The sequence below is a fragment of the Paenarthrobacter sp. R1 genome (genome assembly GCF_030264015.1).
Taxonomy (GTDB): Bacteria; Actinomycetota; Actinomycetes; order Actinomycetales; family Micrococcaceae; genus Arthrobacter; species Arthrobacter ureafaciens.
Genome location: NZ_CP127115.1, coordinates 2,992,947 through 3,009,780 on the forward strand (window position 1 = coordinate 2,992,947; position 16,834 = coordinate 3,009,780).

A 16,834-nucleotide genomic window follows, 5' to 3' on the forward strand; every position below is an offset into this window, starting at 1 on the left:
GATGGTGGTCAGCGCATGTGGAGGGGAGAACCGTCCAACGACCGCTCTTCAATCAGCTTTCCGCCCAGAATACGCTCCACCGCGGCGCGTCCGAACACCCTCGATTCCTCGATGGTCTCGTCCTCGGGGCTGGGGATGTCCTCCGCTACGCTGGTCGGCTGGGCGTGGGGATGGGCAGGCGCCTGGACGCGGCCCCGCTGGGCCTCAGGGCTGTTGGTCAACCGCTGGTAGAGGCTCTGCTTGACCGGCCGACCGCCCGACGGCGCGTCCCCTTCGAGCGTGGCGACGGAACCGTGGGCCTCCTGCGGCTCCAGGGACGACAAGGGCCACGCCGGTGCCTTCTGCTGGGTTTGCGTCGCGCCTGTTCCGGGCCATTCCGACGGCGGTGCGACGTCCCAGCCTGAGGAACCGTTGTTCCCGGCGCTGGTTGGCTGGCCGTAGGTGGAGGGCTCGGCGGTTTCGCTGCCGATGTCAGGAGTTCCGGCCGTTGGAGCCTGGGCTGTTGCCGGTATTTGGGCTGTAGCTGGCTCGTACTGCGGGGCCGACTCGTTCTGCGAGGGCTGGGCCGCTTGGTGGTCGCTGCTGTTGCCGTTGGCTTTGGCTTTACCGCCAACGTTGGATTCCGTGCCAACAACCCACGTTCCCGGCGCATGTTCCACCGCACGTGACCACGGATCCTGGGCGGGATCCGGCCGCGAGGGGGTCTCGGTGGCATTCGTGGGTTTCGTGGCCTGCGTGGGCTGTGGGCTTGCCTGTGGGCGCGACGGTGTCCGGGGCCGTGCGTCGGCCTGGGCCTGCGCAGGGGCAGGGGCGGCCGGGGCCTCGTACCGGGGCGTCGGCTCCCAGTCAGCCGGCGGTTCTTCCTCCAGCGGCGGGGCGTCCTCGTCGAGCGGCGGACCCCAATCATCATCAGGGTACGAGTAGTCGCCGGCCGTGTCAGGCACGGATGCCCGGGGTCCGGCCTGGGGAGTTGCCTGCGGTCCAGCAGGTGGTTCTTCCGGCGTCTTCGGACCCGTCAACCAGACCGATTCCCGGTCCACCGGGGAAGCGGCCGGCCAGCTCGGAGCTTCCGCGTTCTCCGTACTGCGGGCCGAGGACTCTGAGGTGCTGGCAGTGTGATCCGTTGAAACGGGTTCCGGCGCTGCTGGCTCCGGGGCAGGGGTTTCCTGCGCAGGAGCTTTGCGGGGCGCGTCCTGCGCAGGATCTTTCCCGGCGGAAGACTCTTGTTCAGGGCGTGACGCCGGAGCAATGCCCCACGCTGCATCCACGGCGGTGGCAGCTGCCGGAGCTGGTGCTGGAGTAGCCGCTACTGGTGCCGGAGTAGCCGCGACCGGCGTTGGAGCTGCCGCGACTGGTGCTAGAGCTAGCGGAGCTGTATCCGATCCGCTGGCCAGGTGTGCAGCTCCGTCTGAAACCGTGTTTCCGGCTCCTTGGGCGCCGGAAACCGGTTCTTGCGCGTTCGTTGCCGGGGTGTCCCGGCTAGTACGTGCTTTTGGGTTTGGTTCAGAGCTCGCTGAGCTGTTGGCGCCTGCCACTGCGACAATCTGGCAATCGATGCCGATGGTCTTGTGGATGGCCTGGCGCAGGTTTTCCGCATGATCGGCGCGTCCGAACGCCCCGGCAAGGCCACTGGTTGTGAAAGCGAGGGTAAGCACTTGGGCGTCGTACTGGGCCACTTGGGCGTTGGGTTCCACCAAGGCCCAGGTGCTGCGCTTGATCTTGGCCAGCGTCTGCAGCACGTCCGGCCAAGCACGCCGAAGCGTTTCGACGTCTCCGCCGGAGGGGGTTGGCGCTGACGGGATGGCCGCGGGCCGAGCTTCCGGTGCTGGTACGGACTGCGTGGCTGGGGCAGGTTGTGAGGCTGGTGCGGGTTGTGCCGCCGGGGCTGCCTGCCCTGTGGGCGTGGCCGCCGGGTTCCGCTCTGCGGCCGGAGTTTGCACGGGAGCTTGCTGTCCCTCAGAGGGACCCGTTGGGCGCCCGGAAACGGACCGGTCCTCCACAGGCCAGTCGTTGGTGGAGACCCGTGGTGCCGTCAGGGACGTACGCGCTCCGGAGTCCGGCTGTTGTTGCTGCTGTGGCTCACGTCGCTGGTGCTCCTGCGACGGAACGGTGGCAGGTGCAACGGGAGCGGACGGTCCCGCGGGGGCAGCAGCGGTTTGGTGCTCAACGGGACGTTCCGCCGGCTGTTGGGGAGTCATGGGTGCCATGGCAGCAGGGGTAGCGGGGGCTGTCTGCTGAGCGGCAGGAGCCACGGTTTGAGCTGCCGGTACCTGCTGAGCCTGCGAACCTGCGGCTGGTGCTGCCCCGGCCTGAGGTGAGGCTGAAGCGGCAGCCGGGATCACGGCGTCGCCGGCGTAGTTGAGTCGACGTTCCACGCGGTCTATGCGCGCGGCGATTCCGCGCTCCGTCTGCTCCGCGCTCGGAAGGAGAATGCGGGCGCAAAGAAGTTCCAGGTGTAGCCGTGGTGACGTGGCGCCGGTCATCTCGGTGAGGGCGGTGTTGGTGACATCGGCCGCCCGGGACAGTTCAGCCGCACCCAGATTGGTGGCTTGGTTGCGCATGCGGGCGATCTGGTCCTCCGGCATGCCGCGGAGGATGGACTGGGCGCTTTCCGGCATGGCCTGGACGATGATGAGGTCCCGGAAACGCTCCAGGAGGTCCTCCACGAAGCGTCGCGGATCGTGGCCTGTCTGGATGACGCGGTCAACGGCTCGGAACACCGTGGCGGAGTCCGCCGCGGCGACGGCATCGACGACGTCGTCAAGAAGGGAGGCGTGGGTGTAGCCGAGCAGGGCAACAGCGAGCTCGTAATCGAGGCCGTTCGGTCCGGCTCCAGCCATGAGCTGGTCCAGCACCGAAAGGGAGTCGCGCACTGAGCCGCCACCTGCACGGATCACCAAAGAAAGCACGCCCGGAGCCACGGGCACGTTCTCCTGGTGGCACAGCAGCTCAAGGTACTTGATGAGCGGCTCCGGCGGCACCAATCGGAAGGGGTAGTGGTGCGTGCGGGAACGGATGGTGCCGATGACCTTGTCCGGTTCCGTGGTGGCGAAGATGAACTTGATGTGTTCCGGCGGCTCTTCGACGATCTTAAGCAGCGCATTGAAGCCGGCCGAGGTGACCATGTGGGCTTCGTCAATGATGAAGATCTTGTAGCGGTCGCGAACAGGGGCGAACGTGGCGCGTTCACGGAGATCCCGGGCGTCGTCCACACCGCCGTGGCTGGCGGCATCGATCTCGATCACATCCAGCGAACCCGAACCGCCGCGGGCAAGCTCGATGCAGCTGGGGCACTTTCCGCAGGGGGTGTCCGTGGGGCCCTCGGCGCAGTTCAGGCAGCGCGCGAGGATGCGCGCGGACGTGGTCTTGCCACAGCCGCGTGGGCCGGAAAAGAGGTAGGCGTGGTTCACGCGGTTCTTCCGCAGCGCCGTCATCAGCGGCTCCGTGACGTGTTCCTGCCCGATAACGTCCGCGAACGAATCCGGGCGGTACCTTCGGTACAGGGCAGTTGTAACAGTCACAGGGAAAACCTACCTATAGGGACTGACATTTAAATAAGAGACCCCTCATGCACCCGCCAGAGCCCATCTACCCTTGCTACCTTCCGGTCCTGGGGGAGTTCAACAGGATGACGCCACATGAGGGGCCGTCGACAAGCTTACCCGAACTTGGGGCACGGTTCGAATCGGCTGGAGGGGACTGTGGAAACCGCTCGACGGCGGGTACTCCGCGCCGTCGAACCCGGCCGTCCCTCTATCACCTGCCGCCCGTTTCCGCCCGCCCCTCTATCAGGTCCAGTCCGTTTCCGGCCGTCCCTCAATCACTTATCGACCCGAGCTCTGCGCACCTGTTTCCGCTTGGCGCACCCGTTGTGGGTGGACGGCGCACCCGTTTCCGCGTGGCGCTCCTGTTCTGATGGGTGCGGATTGCGGGAAGGGGTGCGGCGTCGGCGGCGGGTCAACGGCCGGCCCCGGCGGCGGGCGTCGGTGTCTGCCCGGGGTGGGGCTGTGCGGCCACTCTGTCTGGGTGCACCTGTTTCCGCTTGGCGCACCCGTTGTGAGTTGGCGGCGCACCCGTTTCCGCGTGGCGCTCCAGTTCCTATGGGTGCGGATTGCGGGTGAGGGTGCGGCGTCAACGGCCGGCCCAGTGCGACGGAGTGGATCACCGCCACCCTTTGACAGGCCACGTCATGAAGGCCGGCTCCTCGTAAGGGTGGGCTTCACGCAAAGCCAGTACCACGCCGTCGAGCAGTTCTCCGGCGACTACGCACTCAACGCGGACTTCCGGCACCTGCTCGGGCTCCCCGACGTCGCCGATGAACGGTTGCGCTCCTGGAAGGGGAGTGAAGCGGCCTGTGCCGGGCGAGGTGAAAGCGCAATGGGAATAGTCGCCTATTCGACCGGCCCCGGCGTCGCCGATCGCCTTCAGGACGGCGTCCGCATGATCTTCGGGCACGTAGACAACCAAGGCATGCAGTTCGGTCATAAAGACATTTTGTCAGCAACTAAGGCCCGGAACCGGCCCCAAGCATTGCATCCGGAGAGGTCGCAGCGGACCATAAGTATGTACACCGATTGGGGCAATCTCCGTCGATTGTGAGCCGCGGGGCCTGGGCAAGAGGGGCCGGACCCGGCGGCTCAACGGAAGTACCGTAGGAATGGGCGCGTTGGGGGCGTCCATTTTTTCGTTAAAGTCTTGTCGTTCAGGCTGCTGCCGACGGGCGGCGTCGCGGGCTTGGAACCCGTTCTGGCGCCCGATTGGGAGATGCCGAAAATCTCAGGTACAGTAGTATCTGCTTTCGAATCGGAAGCAAGGAGAATTCGCCTAGCGGCCTATGGCGCACGCCTGGAACGCGTGTTGGGTTAACGCCCTCGGGGGTTCAAATCCCCCATTCTCCGCGTTTGGCCCCGGTCCACTGGACCGGGGCCTTTTGCGTTCACCAGCCAAGCCCCGGGGCAGCCCTCACGAGACAGGGCGCTAGCTTTGCGCAGCCGCCACCCGCTCCAGCACCTCACGGCACGCCAGGATGGCCGGGTGGATGCGCCCGGCAGTGCGCGTGGAGGTGAAGATGGTCCGCGCGGGCGAACCGGGCAGGTCAAGCAGCTGGACCGGCCGTTCCATTCCCGTCCAGACGAGGTCCGGCATCAGGGCTACGGCGTTGCCGGATTCGATGAGCCGGATCTGCGCCTGGAGATCGGCGGTTTCATAACGTACGTCGGGTTCGAATCCGGCTGAACGGCAGGCTTGCTCGGCCCAGTGCCGTGATGCGGCTCCACGGGGTTCCATGACCCACGGCATGGAGGCCGTGTCCGCGATGGATGCAACATGTTCCCCGCCGAGCCCCACCGGGGGAGTAGCCAGGCGAATGGCGTCGCTGGTCAAGGTCGCCCGGTCGAGGCCGGGGTGGTGCGGTGCTGCGTGCCCGGGGTACTGCTCGGCCACCACGATGTCGAAGTCCCTGGCCCACGTCTCGTAAAGTGCGGTTTCCGGCTCCCGTTGGGTCATCTCTACGCGCACTTCCGGGTACTCCTGCCGCATGATCGTCAGGAATCCGGGGAGCAGCGCCAGTGCAGCGGACTGGAACACTGCCAGGCGCACGGTGCCGGTCACGGTGGAAAGAGACGCAGCGAGCTCCGTCTCGGCGCGTTCCAGCGTCTCGAGGAGGGCGGACGTGTGGGCTACGAGGATCTCAGCCTGGGGCGTGAGTTGAACGCGGCGCCCCGCTTTCCGGAGGAGTTCCACCCCGGCTTCCTTCTCCAGGAGGGTGAGCTGCTGGGAGACGGAAGACGGGCTGTATTGCATGGCGTCAGCCACCTCGGCGAGGGTGCCGCGGATCTTGAGTTCGTGCAGCAATCGCAGCCTGCGGACGTCCAGCACGGCAGCCTCCAAAACTTCGGGATGAGTAATGAATATTCGTCAGAAAAGGTCGCTTTTCCTAATGGGATTGTAGATCCATACTGATGGAAACAAACAAACTTCTCCGCCCCAGAAGGAGCCCTCATGACCAGCACCCTCCCGGATGCGACCTCCCCGCGCACCCAGGATTCCGGGCAGTTCGACGCACTGGCCCACGAGGCCATTGCGCTGGTTCGCCATTGGCTGACTGAAGCCGCCAAAATTCCTGTTGACGTTTCCGCGCAACGGCTCGCCGGAGTCCTGAAGGACCCGAACGGCCTGGAGTTCACGGTCGGATTCGTCGACGGCGTCATCCGCCCCGAGGACCTGTCGGTCGCCGGCCGGAAACTCGCCGAACTGGCACCCAAGGTGCCCACGTTCCTCCCGTGGTACATGCGCGGCGCCGTCCGCGTCGGCGGGATCATGGCCCCGATCATGCCCCAGGTGGTCATTCCCATCGCACGCCGCGTACTCCGCGAAATGGTGGGCCACCTGATTGTCGATGCCACCGATGCCAAGCTCGGTCCGGCCATCGCCAAAATCAAGCAGGACGGAGTCCACCTTAACGTGAACCTCCTGGGCGAAGCGGTCCTGGGCGAGCACGAGGCCCAGCGTCGTTTGGACGGCACGTTGAAGCTCCTGGCCCGCGAGGACGTGGACTACGTGTCCATCAAGGAATCCTCCACCGTGGCCCCGCACTCCCCGTGGGCCTTCGACGAGGCAGTGGACCACGTGGTGGAGAAGCTCACCCCGCTCTACCGCCTGGCAGCGTCCTTCCCCAAGCCCAAGTTCATCAACCTGGACATGGAGGAATACAAAGACCTCAGCATGACCATCGCCGTGTTCAAGCGGATCCTGGATATGCCCGAGTTCCTGAACCTCGAGGCGGGCATCGTCCTGCAGGCCTACCTCCCGGACGCACTCGGCGCCATGCAGGAACTGCAGGAGTGGGCCGCCGCACGCCGCGCCAAGGGTGGTGCGCCCATCAAGGTGCGTGTGGTCAAGGGTGCCAACCTTCCCATGGAACAGGTGGAGGCATCACTCCACGACTGGCCGCTGGCCACGTGGGGCAGCAAGCAGGATTCGGACACCAGCTACAAGAGCGTCATCAACTACGCCCTCACCCCTGAGCACATTGACGCCGTCCGCATCGGCGTCGCGGGACACAACCTCTTCGACGTCGCTTTCGCCTGGCTCCTGGCGAAGCAGCGGGGCGTCACTGAAGGCATCGAGTTCGAGATGCTGCTCGGCATGGCGACCGGCCAGGCGACCGCTGTCCGGAAGGACGTCGGCAGCCTGCTCCTCTACACCCCGGTGGTCCACCCGGGTGAGTTCGATGTTGCCATCGCCTACCTGATCCGGCGTCTCGAAGAGGGAGCCAGCCAGGAAAACTTCATGTCTGCCGTGTTCGAGCTCAGCGACAATGAACCGCTCTTCGAACGTGAAAAGCAGCGTTTCCTGAACTCCCTCGCGAACCTGAGCGAGGACGTGCCGGAGCCGAACCGCAAGCAGGACCGCCGCCTTCCGGCTGAACCCGCCCCGACCGAGGGCTTCCGCAACACCCCGGACACCGACCCCGCCCTCCCGGCCAACCGGGCTTGGGGCCGCGACATCCTGGCGCGCATCCCCGGCTCCACGGCGGGTAACGCAATCGTCGAGTCCACCAAGGTATCCGACGCCGCCGAACTCGAACGCATCATCGCCGCGGCACTCGAAGCAGGCAAGGCATGGGGAGCCCGCCCGGCAGTCGAGCGTGCCGCGATCCTGCACCGTGCCGGGGACATCCTCGAGTCCCGCCGGGCCGAGCTGCTCGAGGTGATGGCCTCCGAAACCGGCAAGACCCTGGACCAAGGCGATCCCGAAGTCAGCGAGGCGATCGACTTCGCGCACTATTACGCCGAACGCGCCAAGGATTTGGAAACGGTCGACGGCGCCACGTTCGTCCCGGCCAACCTCACCGTAGTGACACCCCCGTGGAACTTCCCGGTGGCGATCCCCGCAGGCTCGACGCTCGCAGCGCTCGCCTCAGGTTCCGCCGTCGTGATCAAACCGGCCAAGCAGGCCCGCCGCTCCGGTTCCGTGATGGTGGACGCGCTGTGGGAAGCCGGCGTGCCGCGTGAGCTGCTGGCGCTCGTGCAGCTCGAAGAGCGGGAGCTGGGCACGCAGTTGGTGTCGCACCCGAGCGTGAACCGCGTGATCTTGACCGGTGGTTACGAAACCGCAGAACTGTTCCGTTCCTTCCGCCAGGACCTTCCGCTGCTGGCGGAAACGTCCGGTAAGAACGCGATCATCGTCACCCCGAGCGCCGACCTTGACCTGGCCGCCAAGGACGTCGTGTACTCGGCGTTCGGCCATGCCGGCCAGAAGTGCTCCGCGGCGTCCCTCGTGATCCTTGTGGGTTCCGTTGCGAAGTCCAAGCGCTTCCACAACCAACTGATCGACGCCGCGCGGTCCCTCGCCGTGGGCTACCCGGACAACGCCACCACGCAGATGGGTCCCATCATCGAGCCCGCCAACGGCAAGCTCCTCAACGCCCTGACCACCTTGGGCGAAGGGGAAACCTGGGCCGTCAAACCCGAACGCCTCGACGGGACGGGCCGCTTGTGGTCCCCGGGCATCCGTTCCGGAGTCAAGCGCGGCTCCTACTTCCACCTGACGGAGTTCTTCGGACCGGTGCTCGGCGTCATGACCGCCGAGACGTTGGAAGAAGCCATCGCCATCCAGAACGAGATCGAATACGGCCTCACCGCCGGGCTGCACTCCCTGGACTCCGCCGAAATCGGCACCTGGCTGGAGACCATCCAGGCCGGCAACCTGTACGTCAACCGAGGCATCACCGGCGCGATCGTCCAGCGCCAGCCCTTCGGCGGGTGGAAGAAGTCCGCTGTGGGTGCCGGGACCAAAGCCGGTGGCCCGAACTACCTCATCGGCCTGGGCAACTGGGTGCCCGCAGAGGCACACGCCAAGCGCGGCACCGTCCTGCAGGGTGCCGCTGCGGAGATTCTCGCCGCAGCGAAGTCCGTGGACGTCACCGGCGAGGAGCTCCGCGTCCTGGAGCAGTCGCTGTTCAGTGACGCCGACGCCTGGGCGAGCGAGTTCGGTACCCGCAAGGACGTCTCCGCCCTGACCGCGGAGCGGAATGTCTTCCGCTACCGTCCCATCCCGGTCACTATCCGCCTCTCGGAAGGCGAGCGGATCGCCGACCTGCTGCGGGTTGTCGCGGCCGGCGCGGTGGCCGGTTCGGCACTCAAGGTGAGCTCCGCCGTCGTACTTCCGGACGCCGTGGTGAGCGTATTTGCGAACCTGAATGTCAGCGTCCGGGTCGAGGACGACGCCGCGTGGCTGGCCCGCGCAGCAACGTTCGACGGCGGCCGCATCCGCCTGATCGGTGGCGACTTCACCGCGCTGAGCGCGGCGACCGGTGGCCGTCCGGACATCGCTGTGTACCACGGAGCGGTGACCCAGGCCGGGCGGATCGAGATGCTGCCGTTCCTCCGCGAACAGGCCGTGTCCATCACAGCCCACCGCTTCGGCACCCCGAACCACCTCTCGGACGGGCTGATCTAGCAGGTCACGCATCGAGGGGTTGGCTTTCGGCACAAAGTGCCGGTGTAAGGGTCCAAAGCTAACCCCTCGACGACGCCCGTCCCAACCGCTCAAGCCGACGCCGGGCAGCCAGCTCGCTGGGGCCGCGCCGGCCAAGGGCAAGGTGGACGAAGGCCAGGATCGCCTTGGCCGCCGTGATGGCCGGCAACGGCACGGGACCCAGGCGGGCTTTCCGCAAGCCAAGGAGGTCCCGGTACTTGGGTTCAAGGCTTGCGACGGCGGCAGCGAACAGAATACGGTAACCCGGCCTCAGCAACGGGCTCAGGGGCGGCGTCCGGATGAATTCGACCGTCTCGGCAAGGCGTTCGTCGCACCGCAAAACGCCGGAGGAGTACCAGCGGTCCAGCTCCCGCCGAACCTCCGTTTCCGTGACGGGCGGATCCTCCACACCCATGAGCCGGCCGGCCGATGCCCACTCACGGACGTAGGCGTCGGCGCCGCCGGGGATGGGGCCGCCGAAGATGCGGTGCGCCGCGAGGAACGAGTCCGCGTAGGTCACGTGGACCCAGCGGAGGAGCTCCGGATTGTTGGCTGCGTAGTCGCGCGGTGTTCCGTTCCCGTCGATGTACGTTCCCTGGACACGCTGGTGCAGTTTCCTGACCCTGTTGGTGGCCTCTTGTGCGGCCTCCGTTGAACCGTAGGTCACCGTGAAGATCCAGCGGATGGTGCTTGCGAGGCGGCCCAGGGGGTCTTCCTTGAACCCGGAATGCTCATACACGCCGGCAAGTGCGCCCGGGTGGAGTGCCTGCATCAAGAGGACCCGGATGCCGGCCACGATGGTGGACATGGAGCCGTGCACAGCCCACACCGCCGACCCCGGAAGGTGGTATCCGGCGTCGTTCCCTTCTGCGAGGCGAGGCACCCACTCAGGCGGTGTTCCGGACGTTCCGGTGAACGTGCGCTGAAGTTCGTGGCGGTACTCGAGGAAGTAGTTCCGCATGCCTTACAAACTACACGCGGGAGCGGCGCCTGGCAGGTGCTGCTGCCACCAGCAGGGCGGCAATGGCGACGGCGGCGCTCAGGATGAGTCCCGGACGGTACTGCTCCAGCATGGCTTGGGCGCTGACCGAACCCTCAGTGTGTCCGTGTCCGCTGACCAAGGCCGTAGTGACGGCGAGGACCAGTGCTGCGCCAACCTGCGTGCTGGTTTGGATCAGTCCGGCGGCCAGACCTTGCTCGGAATCGCGGATACCGGCCGTGGCCTGGACGTTGATGGACGGGAACGCCAGGGCGAAGCCGAGTCCAAGCAGGATCACCGAAGGCAGGATGTCCAGTGCGTAATTGGGCGTTGTGCCCACGCGGAGGAACAACACGTAGCCCAGGCCCAGGGCGGTCAGGCCCGTCAGGATGAGCTGCGTGGCGCCGAACTTCTCTATGAGGCGGTCCGCGAACGGTGCGCTCGTCGCCACCAGCAGGCCTGCCGGGAGAAGGGCCAGTGCCATGCCCAGGGGAGTCCATCCCAGCACAGACTGAAGGAACATCGTGACGATGAACTGGAAGCTGAGGTAGGAACCGAACAATCCAACGGCGCTGAGGTTGGCACGGGCCACCCAGCCTTCCTTGAGGATGCCGAAGCGGATCAGCGGGTGCTTGACCTTGCTTTCGATCACGGCGAAGGCCGCAAGCACGGCGGCGGAGGCAGCGAATCCGGCGATTGTTGCCGCAGATCCCCAGCCCTGTTCAGGTGCTGAAACCAGGGTGTAGACCAGACCGAGCATACCCAGGGCCAGCGTCACGGCGCCCCAGATATCGTGGCCGCTGTTCTCCGCAGAAGGCTTGTCCTTGGGGATGAACCGGATGCCCAACAGCACAACAATCACCGCGATTGGCACCGAAACCAGGAAGGTCCAGCGCCAGCTGAGGCTGGTCATCAGGCCGCCAACGACAAGCCCCAGCGAGAACCCGCTGGCACCGAACGTGGTGAAGATGGACAGGGCCTTGTTGCGGGCCCGGCCCTCCGCGAAGTTGGTGGTGATGATGGAGAACCCGGTGGGTGCCGTGAAGGCCGCTGCGAGTCCCTTGATGAAGCGGGTGGCGATCAGGATGGCCGGATCGTCAACCAAGCCGCCCAGGAGCGATGCCGCGGCAAAGACTGTCAGGGCCATCAGGAAGATACGACGCCGGCCCAAGAGATCCGCCAGCCGCCCACCCAGGAGCAGCAGGCTTCCGTATCCGAGGACGTACGCGGAGACGATCCATTGGAGGGAATCGGTGGCCAGGTTGAGTTCGTGCCCGATGGAAGGCAGGGCGACGCCAACCATGGAGACGTCAAGGCCGTCCAGTGCCAGTACGGTGCAAACGACCATCAGCAGAAGCCACTGCGCACGGGTCCAGCGGACTGCTGCAGCGGCGGCGTCGGCGGATGTTTGAAGGATGGTGGGTGAGGTCATGCGACCAATCTATATTCCACGTCATTCAATGACAAGGAATATGACATGGAATATTATGACGTGGATTCAAACACCTTGTTGAACTAGAATCTGAACATGGCATCAACCCGTGACCGCCAGCTGGTTGAGCAGTGGCGCAGCATCCAGGACTCCTACTTCCGCACCGCCGGAGCTCTCGACCGTGCGCTGGAAGCGAAGTTCGACATCGGCCTCAACGAGTTCGAAATCCTGGACCTCGTGGCCGAAAGTACGGACGCTGCCTGCCGTATGAAGCAGCTGGGGGAGCGGACGCCCATGACGCAAAGCGCAGTTTCCAAAGTGGTGGACCGGCTTGAAAAAGCCGGGCTGGTGTCACGCCAAACGTGCGCGGACGATCGCCGGTCGGTCTTCCTGGAACTAACGGAAGCCGGCCGCGCACTCCATGCTTCCGCGGCGATCGAACACCGCGCATTGCTCAAGGAAAACCTGACCTGAGCGCGTCATGGCCGAAGCTCAAGATGTCTTGAGGAAAAGCTGAGCCAACCTTTCGCTCGAAGTCAAGCTGGAAGCCTTTATTTTCATTGGCTTACCCGCAACAATGGTGCATGCACGCCAGGCTGGGGTTTGGTGCCGCTGGCTTTGGGGAGTGTTTTGTGGGCAAGCATCATGAATCAGACCGGGTAGCGATCCTGGTGCGCACCGAGGGTTTCCGCCGCGTTTTCATCGCAGGCGTCCTCGCGATAGCTGCGTTCTTCGCTTTTGGATTCCAACCGCTGACGTCCGGTCCGTCGTATTCGCTGGATGGCGCGTCGGCCCAAGGAGTCGTCGGCCCGCTGGCACTGGGAACCTTGGTGCCGCCTGAGGCCGAAACCCTGGTGCTGGACAACATGCCAGAGCCTCCTCAGCAAGTGGCCGGCACGCCGATGGTGTATTTCGACCGTGCCTTGGTCCGCACCGTGGGTGCCGATGGTTCCGGCGCGCTGACGGTTGCCTCGGCAGGGCTGTCCCGTCCGCCGGCCGGTTACCTGTACTCGCCCCTGGAAGTCCTGAATCCCAGCTCTCCCTACGGCTACCGCTTCAGCCCGCTGACGGGCCTGCCCGGTGAATTCCACTGGGGCCAGGACTATGCGGCGGCTTGCGGTACCCGCGTTTACTCGGCGGACTCGGGGACGGTCAAGGCCGTGGGCTGGCACATTTGGGGTGGCGGCAACCGCGTCGAGATTGAGCACGGCAACGGCTTGGTGACCACGTATAACCACCTGCAGGCCATCGGAGTTACGCAAGGCCAGTCAGTCCGGGTGGGCCAAGTGATCGCCGAGGTCGGCACCACTGGATGGTCCACCGGCTGCCATCTCCACTTCGAAACGATCGTCAACGGGCTGCACACCAACCCGAACCAGTGGCAGTTGCTGCCCATCAAGCAGATCGATCCGCTCCAGGGCATCACCATGGTGAACTACCAGCCCGGTGTCGGCACGGGATCCGGCACTCCGCAGTGGGCAGTGCCCATCACGGACGGGACCACCCGGGCAGTCATCGGTGGTGAGCATGAAGAAGATGTGGCGCCGCCCGTCACGCAGACGCCGGTGAGCCCAGGGACGCCGTCGAACACGGCAACTCCGTCCAACCCGGGCGGCTCACAGACCGCGACGCCGACTCCGACGCAGACGGCCGCGCCGTCGCCAACCGGCACCGCGACGCCGACTCCGACGCAGACCGCGACGCCGACTCCCACCGGGACCGCGACGCCGACTCCGACGCAGACGGCCACGCCGTCGCCCACCGGGACCGCGACGCCGACTCCCACCGGAACTGCTGCGCCCACCACTACGGCGCCGACGACGACGGCCCCCGTCACTACGGTTCCCGCCGCACCGACGGCTGAATCCGCCGTCGTACCGCCTGCAACGACAGTGCCGCCTGCAACGACAGCTCCGGAACCCGCACCCGTAGCACCTCCCGCGGTGACTGCACCGGAACCGGCTCCGGCAGTGGTCGCTCCGGCACCCGCCCCGGCTGTGGTGGCGCCGGCACCGGCAGTCGTTGCACCTGCGCCGGCTCCGGTCGTGACGCAGCAGGCTCCCGCCGCCCCCGCACCTGCACCAACGCCGGCTGCAACGCTGGCGACACTTCCCACGGTGGTCCTGCCGCCTGGATACATCCTGATCGCACCGGACCTCGTTCAGCGCCCGGATGGTGTGATCGTGCCGTTGTCCAGCCTGATCCTGCCCACGCCGTAGGTCGGTGCACCCCGGCGGACTCTGTGGAGAGCTCCGGCGGTGACCGCAGGGAGGAAGAATTTTCCAACTTTCCGCCCGAAATTAGCCGAATGTTCGCTTCCTATCTGGTTGGATTGGACCTACTGGATTGACACGGGAGTCGCCGGCTCCCACGGACGCTAAGGCAGCCATGGAGCTCATCGAGGCCGAATATCCGAAACCAGGTCACGTGCTGTTGCACCTGAGTGATCTGCACCTGCTGGGCGGAACTCGTGCCCTTCATGGCGCTGTTGACAGCACGGAGCGGCTGCGCGAAGTCTGCCAGCAGATCATCGATTCGAGGATCCAGGCCGAAGCCGTGATCTTCACCGGCGACCTCGCGGAAAAGGGCGAACTCGAGGCCTACGAACGGCTCCGCGAAGTAGTGGAACCGCTGTGCGCGGCCCTCGGGGCTACGCCGGTCTGGGCCATGGGTAACCACGACAACCGGGCTAATTTCCGCGCGGTTTTCCCGGAGGCCGCGAAAGGCAGCCGGCCCATGGATCCGATGGACCGGAGCTACTTCGTGAACGGCCTTCGGATCATCACCTTGGACACCACGGTTCCCGGACACCACCACGGCGAGTTGTCGGAGCAGCAGCTTGAATGGCTGGCCGATGAGCTCTCCACACCAGCCCCCGACGGCACCATCCTGGCGCTCCACCACCCACCCGTGCCCTGCGTCCAGGACCTCGCAGTGTTGGTGGAGTTGCGGGACCAGGCCCGCCTGGCCGCCGTCGTCGGCAACTCGGACGTCAGGGCCATCCTGGGCGGTCACCTGCACTACTCGACGTCGGCCACCTTTGCCGGCGTGTCGGTGTCGGTGGCTTCAGCCACCTGCTACACCCAGGACCTGGCAGTGGGCGCCGGCGGGCAGAGGGGCCGCGACGGCGCCCAGGCCTACAACATGGTGCACGTTTACGAGGACACGATCGTGCACTCCGTGGTGCCCCTGTCCGGCGGCGACACCGTGGGCGAAGAACTGGACGCCGAAGGAGTCCGGCGTCGCCTGGAGGCCGCCGGAGTCGCCATCCCCGGCCAGTCACGCACACGCTTCAGGGGGAAGACCCGTTTGTCTACTTCTCCCAAGGTGCCTTGACAGGGAAGTACTTCTCCAGGAAGTCCGTCACCAGTTGGGCGCGTTCGTCCGCGTGGACCTCGGGGAAGCTGCCGTCATTGAGGCAGAAGAGGTCCATGTGGCGCTTGGCAAGGAGCTTGGGCAGGTAGTGCAGGCCGGACCATAGGGTGGTGTCCACGTACCGGACCCGGGCGTTCTCCTGGGTGACTGCGCGGCCGGTCAGGAGCGCGTAGTAGTGGTAGAACGAGTTGGTCACGGAGATGTTGTCCGCGGCCCGGAAACGGCTGGCCGCGGTCTTGGCGAACTCGCTGGGGAACTCACGTTCCATCCGGGCCACCACGCTCCGGCGGATCGGGGCGGCCGTGTGTTCCAGGTGCCTGGTGGTGATCCGGCCGAAGCGCTCCCACAGCAGCTTGCGGTTGACGCGTGCGGCGTTCTCGAAGCCGCTGCGTTCGGCGTCGTTCTCGCCGAGCCCGATCCTGGTGTCCGCTTCGATGAACTTGGTGATACCGCCGGGCGTGAAGAACATCTCCGGTCCAACAGGCCTGCCGAAGAACATGTCGTCATTGGAGTAGAGGAAGTGCTCCGAAAGGCCATCGATGTGGTGGAGCTGGCACTCGACGGCCTGCGAATTGTGCGTGGGCAGCACTGAGGGGTCACTGAAGAATTCCTCGCTGCGGACAATGGTCACCTTGGGGTGGTCGGCAAGCCATGAGGGGGCGGGGGAGTCCGTGGCGATGAAGATGCGGCGGATCCACGGCGCGAACATGTACACCGACCGGAGGGCGTACTTGAGCTCGTCGATCTGCCGGTACCGGGCTTCATGGTCGTCACCCTCGCCCAGCACGGCATCTGCCTGCTGGGCGCGCCGTGCCGCGATGTACGCGGGATCGCTGCCGTCCACCCAGGAGAAAACGATGTCGATGTCGAAATCGATGTCGCTGGCGTGGTCCGCAAACATGTTTTCGATGGTCGGCCACTCCAGGCCGTGCCGGGTCACGGAACCGCGCACGGCGTCTTGCCGCAGCAGGGTCCGGCGGGTCAGTGAATTCTCCACGGGCAGTTCCAGGCGATCGCCATCAAAGCGCCAAAGTTCCAGCTGGACGCCCAAGGCAGGTCCGTACCAGAGCCCGCCGCCGGTCTCTACCCGGGGACGGTAGAGGCGGAAGATGCGGGACTTCCGGTTGGCGGACAGCTCACCGTCCGCCACCAGTACCGAGACCTTCTTCTTGGCATCTACGGTCATCGAATAGAACGGCTCGTTCCGGAAAGCCTCCACCAATGCGTCCCGCACGGCCTTGCGCGATTCCCAGTCGACGGCGATGACCGGACGTTCGTCGTTGCCCCGCACCAGGATGAAGTCGACGCCGGCGGCGTCCAGCGCCGCGCGGATGTCAAGCAGATCCGCAACCATGGCCTGCTGTGGCGTGAGGTCGGTGTTAAGGAGGGCATAACGCCCGCGGTGGCGAACGACGTCGGACCTGTGTTTGAGGTGCGCAACAACGGACGCGGTGGCCGCCTCCGCAATCGAGTCCTCCTCGACCGTGGGGCTGCCGTGGTAAACCTGATCGACCTGTGCCTGCGTGATGGCTGTTCCTCCTTGCTGTGTTGAGGTGAAGCTGATGTTG

The 16,834-nt window shown here is 65.7% G+C and carries 10 protein-coding genes, 1 tRNA gene and 1 other RNA gene; 5 read left to right on the top strand and 7 right to left on the bottom strand.

The annotated features are described in order from the left end of the window. Positions 1-8 precede the first annotated feature (8 nt). The 3 genes from QN084_RS14575 to QN084_RS14585 all read right to left on the bottom strand — a co-directional run bounded on the left by QN084_RS14575 (position 9) and on the right by QN084_RS14585 (position 4,485). On the bottom strand, positions 9-3,521 hold the full coding sequence (locus tag QN084_RS14575) for a DNA polymerase III subunit gamma and tau (RefSeq protein ID WP_083261811.1): 3,513 nt from the start codon (positions 3,519-3,521) through the stop codon (positions 9-11). Positions 3,522-3,554: 33 nt separating this feature from the next. After that, positions 3,555-3,651, bottom strand: an RNA gene (ffs, locus tag QN084_RS14580) — signal recognition particle sRNA small type. Between the two features lie 510 nt (positions 3,652-4,161). Then, positions 4,162-4,485 carry a YqfO family protein gene (locus tag QN084_RS14585; RefSeq protein ID WP_021471653.1) on the bottom strand — a complete coding sequence of 108 codons (324 nt, stop codon included), beginning with the start codon at positions 4,483-4,485 and terminating at the stop codon, positions 4,162-4,164. Between the two features lie 328 nt (positions 4,486-4,813). Between QN084_RS14585 and QN084_RS14590 the strand changes: the two genes are divergently transcribed. Further along, positions 4,814-4,898: transfer RNA gene (locus QN084_RS14590), tRNA-Ser, on the top strand. Between the two features lie 79 nt (positions 4,899-4,977). On the opposite strand, the gene QN084_RS14595 is transcribed toward QN084_RS14590, so the two are convergent. Then, positions 4,978-5,877: a LysR family transcriptional regulator gene (locus QN084_RS14595; RefSeq protein ID WP_021471652.1), complete on the bottom strand. Its 900-nt coding sequence runs from the start codon at positions 5,875-5,877 to the stop codon at positions 4,978-4,980. 123 nt (positions 5,878-6,000) lie between these two features. Here QN084_RS14595 and QN084_RS14600 point away from each other — a divergent pair, with 123 nt between their 5' ends. Further along, entirely contained in the window at positions 6,001-9,462 is a 3,462-nt protein-coding gene (locus QN084_RS14600; RefSeq protein ID WP_069696313.1) for a bifunctional proline dehydrogenase/L-glutamate gamma-semialdehyde dehydrogenase, read from the top strand. Positions 9,463-9,520: 58 nt separating this feature from the next. Here QN084_RS14600 and QN084_RS14605 read toward each other — a convergent pair whose 3' ends face one another. Together QN084_RS14605 and QN084_RS14610 are read right to left on the bottom strand one after the other, a co-directional pair. Further along, positions 9,521-10,441 carry an oxygenase MpaB family protein gene (locus tag QN084_RS14605; protein WP_069696314.1) on the bottom strand — a complete coding sequence of 307 codons (921 nt, stop codon included), beginning with the start codon at positions 10,439-10,441 and terminating at the stop codon, positions 9,521-9,523. 10 nt (positions 10,442-10,451) lie between these two features. Further along, positions 10,452-11,891, bottom strand: coding sequence for an MFS transporter (locus QN084_RS14610; protein ID WP_069696315.1), 1,440 nt, complete (start codon positions 11,889-11,891; stop codon positions 10,452-10,454). Positions 11,892-11,987: 96 nt separating this feature from the next. Here QN084_RS14610 and QN084_RS14615 point away from each other — a divergent pair, with 96 nt between their 5' ends. The 3 genes from QN084_RS14615 to QN084_RS14625 all read left to right on the top strand — a co-directional run bounded on the left by QN084_RS14615 (position 11,988) and on the right by QN084_RS14625 (position 15,227). After that, on the top strand, positions 11,988-12,365 hold the full coding sequence (locus QN084_RS14615; RefSeq protein ID WP_069696316.1) for a MarR family winged helix-turn-helix transcriptional regulator: 378 nt from the start codon (positions 11,988-11,990) through the stop codon (positions 12,363-12,365). Positions 12,366-12,523: 158 nt separating this feature from the next. Next, positions 12,524-14,110 (top strand): M23 family metallopeptidase, encoded by a 1,587-nt coding sequence (locus tag QN084_RS14620; RefSeq protein WP_069696317.1) that lies wholly within the window; start codon positions 12,524-12,526, stop codon positions 14,108-14,110. A gap of 169 nt (positions 14,111-14,279) precedes the next feature. After that, positions 14,280-15,227, top strand: a complete 948-nt coding sequence (locus QN084_RS14625) for a phosphodiesterase (RefSeq protein ID WP_069696318.1) — start codon at positions 14,280-14,282, stop codon at positions 15,225-15,227. Here QN084_RS14625 and QN084_RS14630 read toward each other — a convergent pair. After that, on the bottom strand, positions 15,205-16,734 hold the full coding sequence (locus tag QN084_RS14630) for a stealth family protein (RefSeq protein ID WP_370583590.1): 1,530 nt from the start codon (positions 16,732-16,734) through the stop codon (positions 15,205-15,207). The genes QN084_RS14625 and QN084_RS14630 overlap by 23 nt on opposite strands. Between the last annotated feature and the right edge of the window lie 100 nt (positions 16,735-16,834).

Coding starts and splice junctions, on each gene's coding strand:
- QN084_RS14585 (WP_021471653.1), bottom strand. CDS start 4,485: ATGACCGAACTGCATGCCTTGGTTGTCTACGTGCCCGAAGATCATGCG.
- QN084_RS14600 (WP_069696313.1), top strand. CDS start 6,001: ATGACCAGCACCCTCCCGGATGCGACCTCCCCGCGCACCCAGGATTCC.
- QN084_RS14605 (WP_069696314.1), bottom strand. CDS start 10,441: ATGCGGAACTACTTCCTCGAGTACCGCCACGAACTTCAGCGCACGTTC.
- QN084_RS14610 (WP_069696315.1), bottom strand. CDS start 11,891: ATGACCTCACCCACCATCCTTCAAACATCCGCCGACGCCGCCGCTGCA.
- QN084_RS14615 (WP_069696316.1), top strand. CDS start 11,988: ATGGCATCAACCCGTGACCGCCAGCTGGTTGAGCAGTGGCGCAGCATC.
- QN084_RS14625 (WP_069696318.1), top strand. CDS start 14,280: ATGGAGCTCATCGAGGCCGAATATCCGAAACCAGGTCACGTGCTGTTG.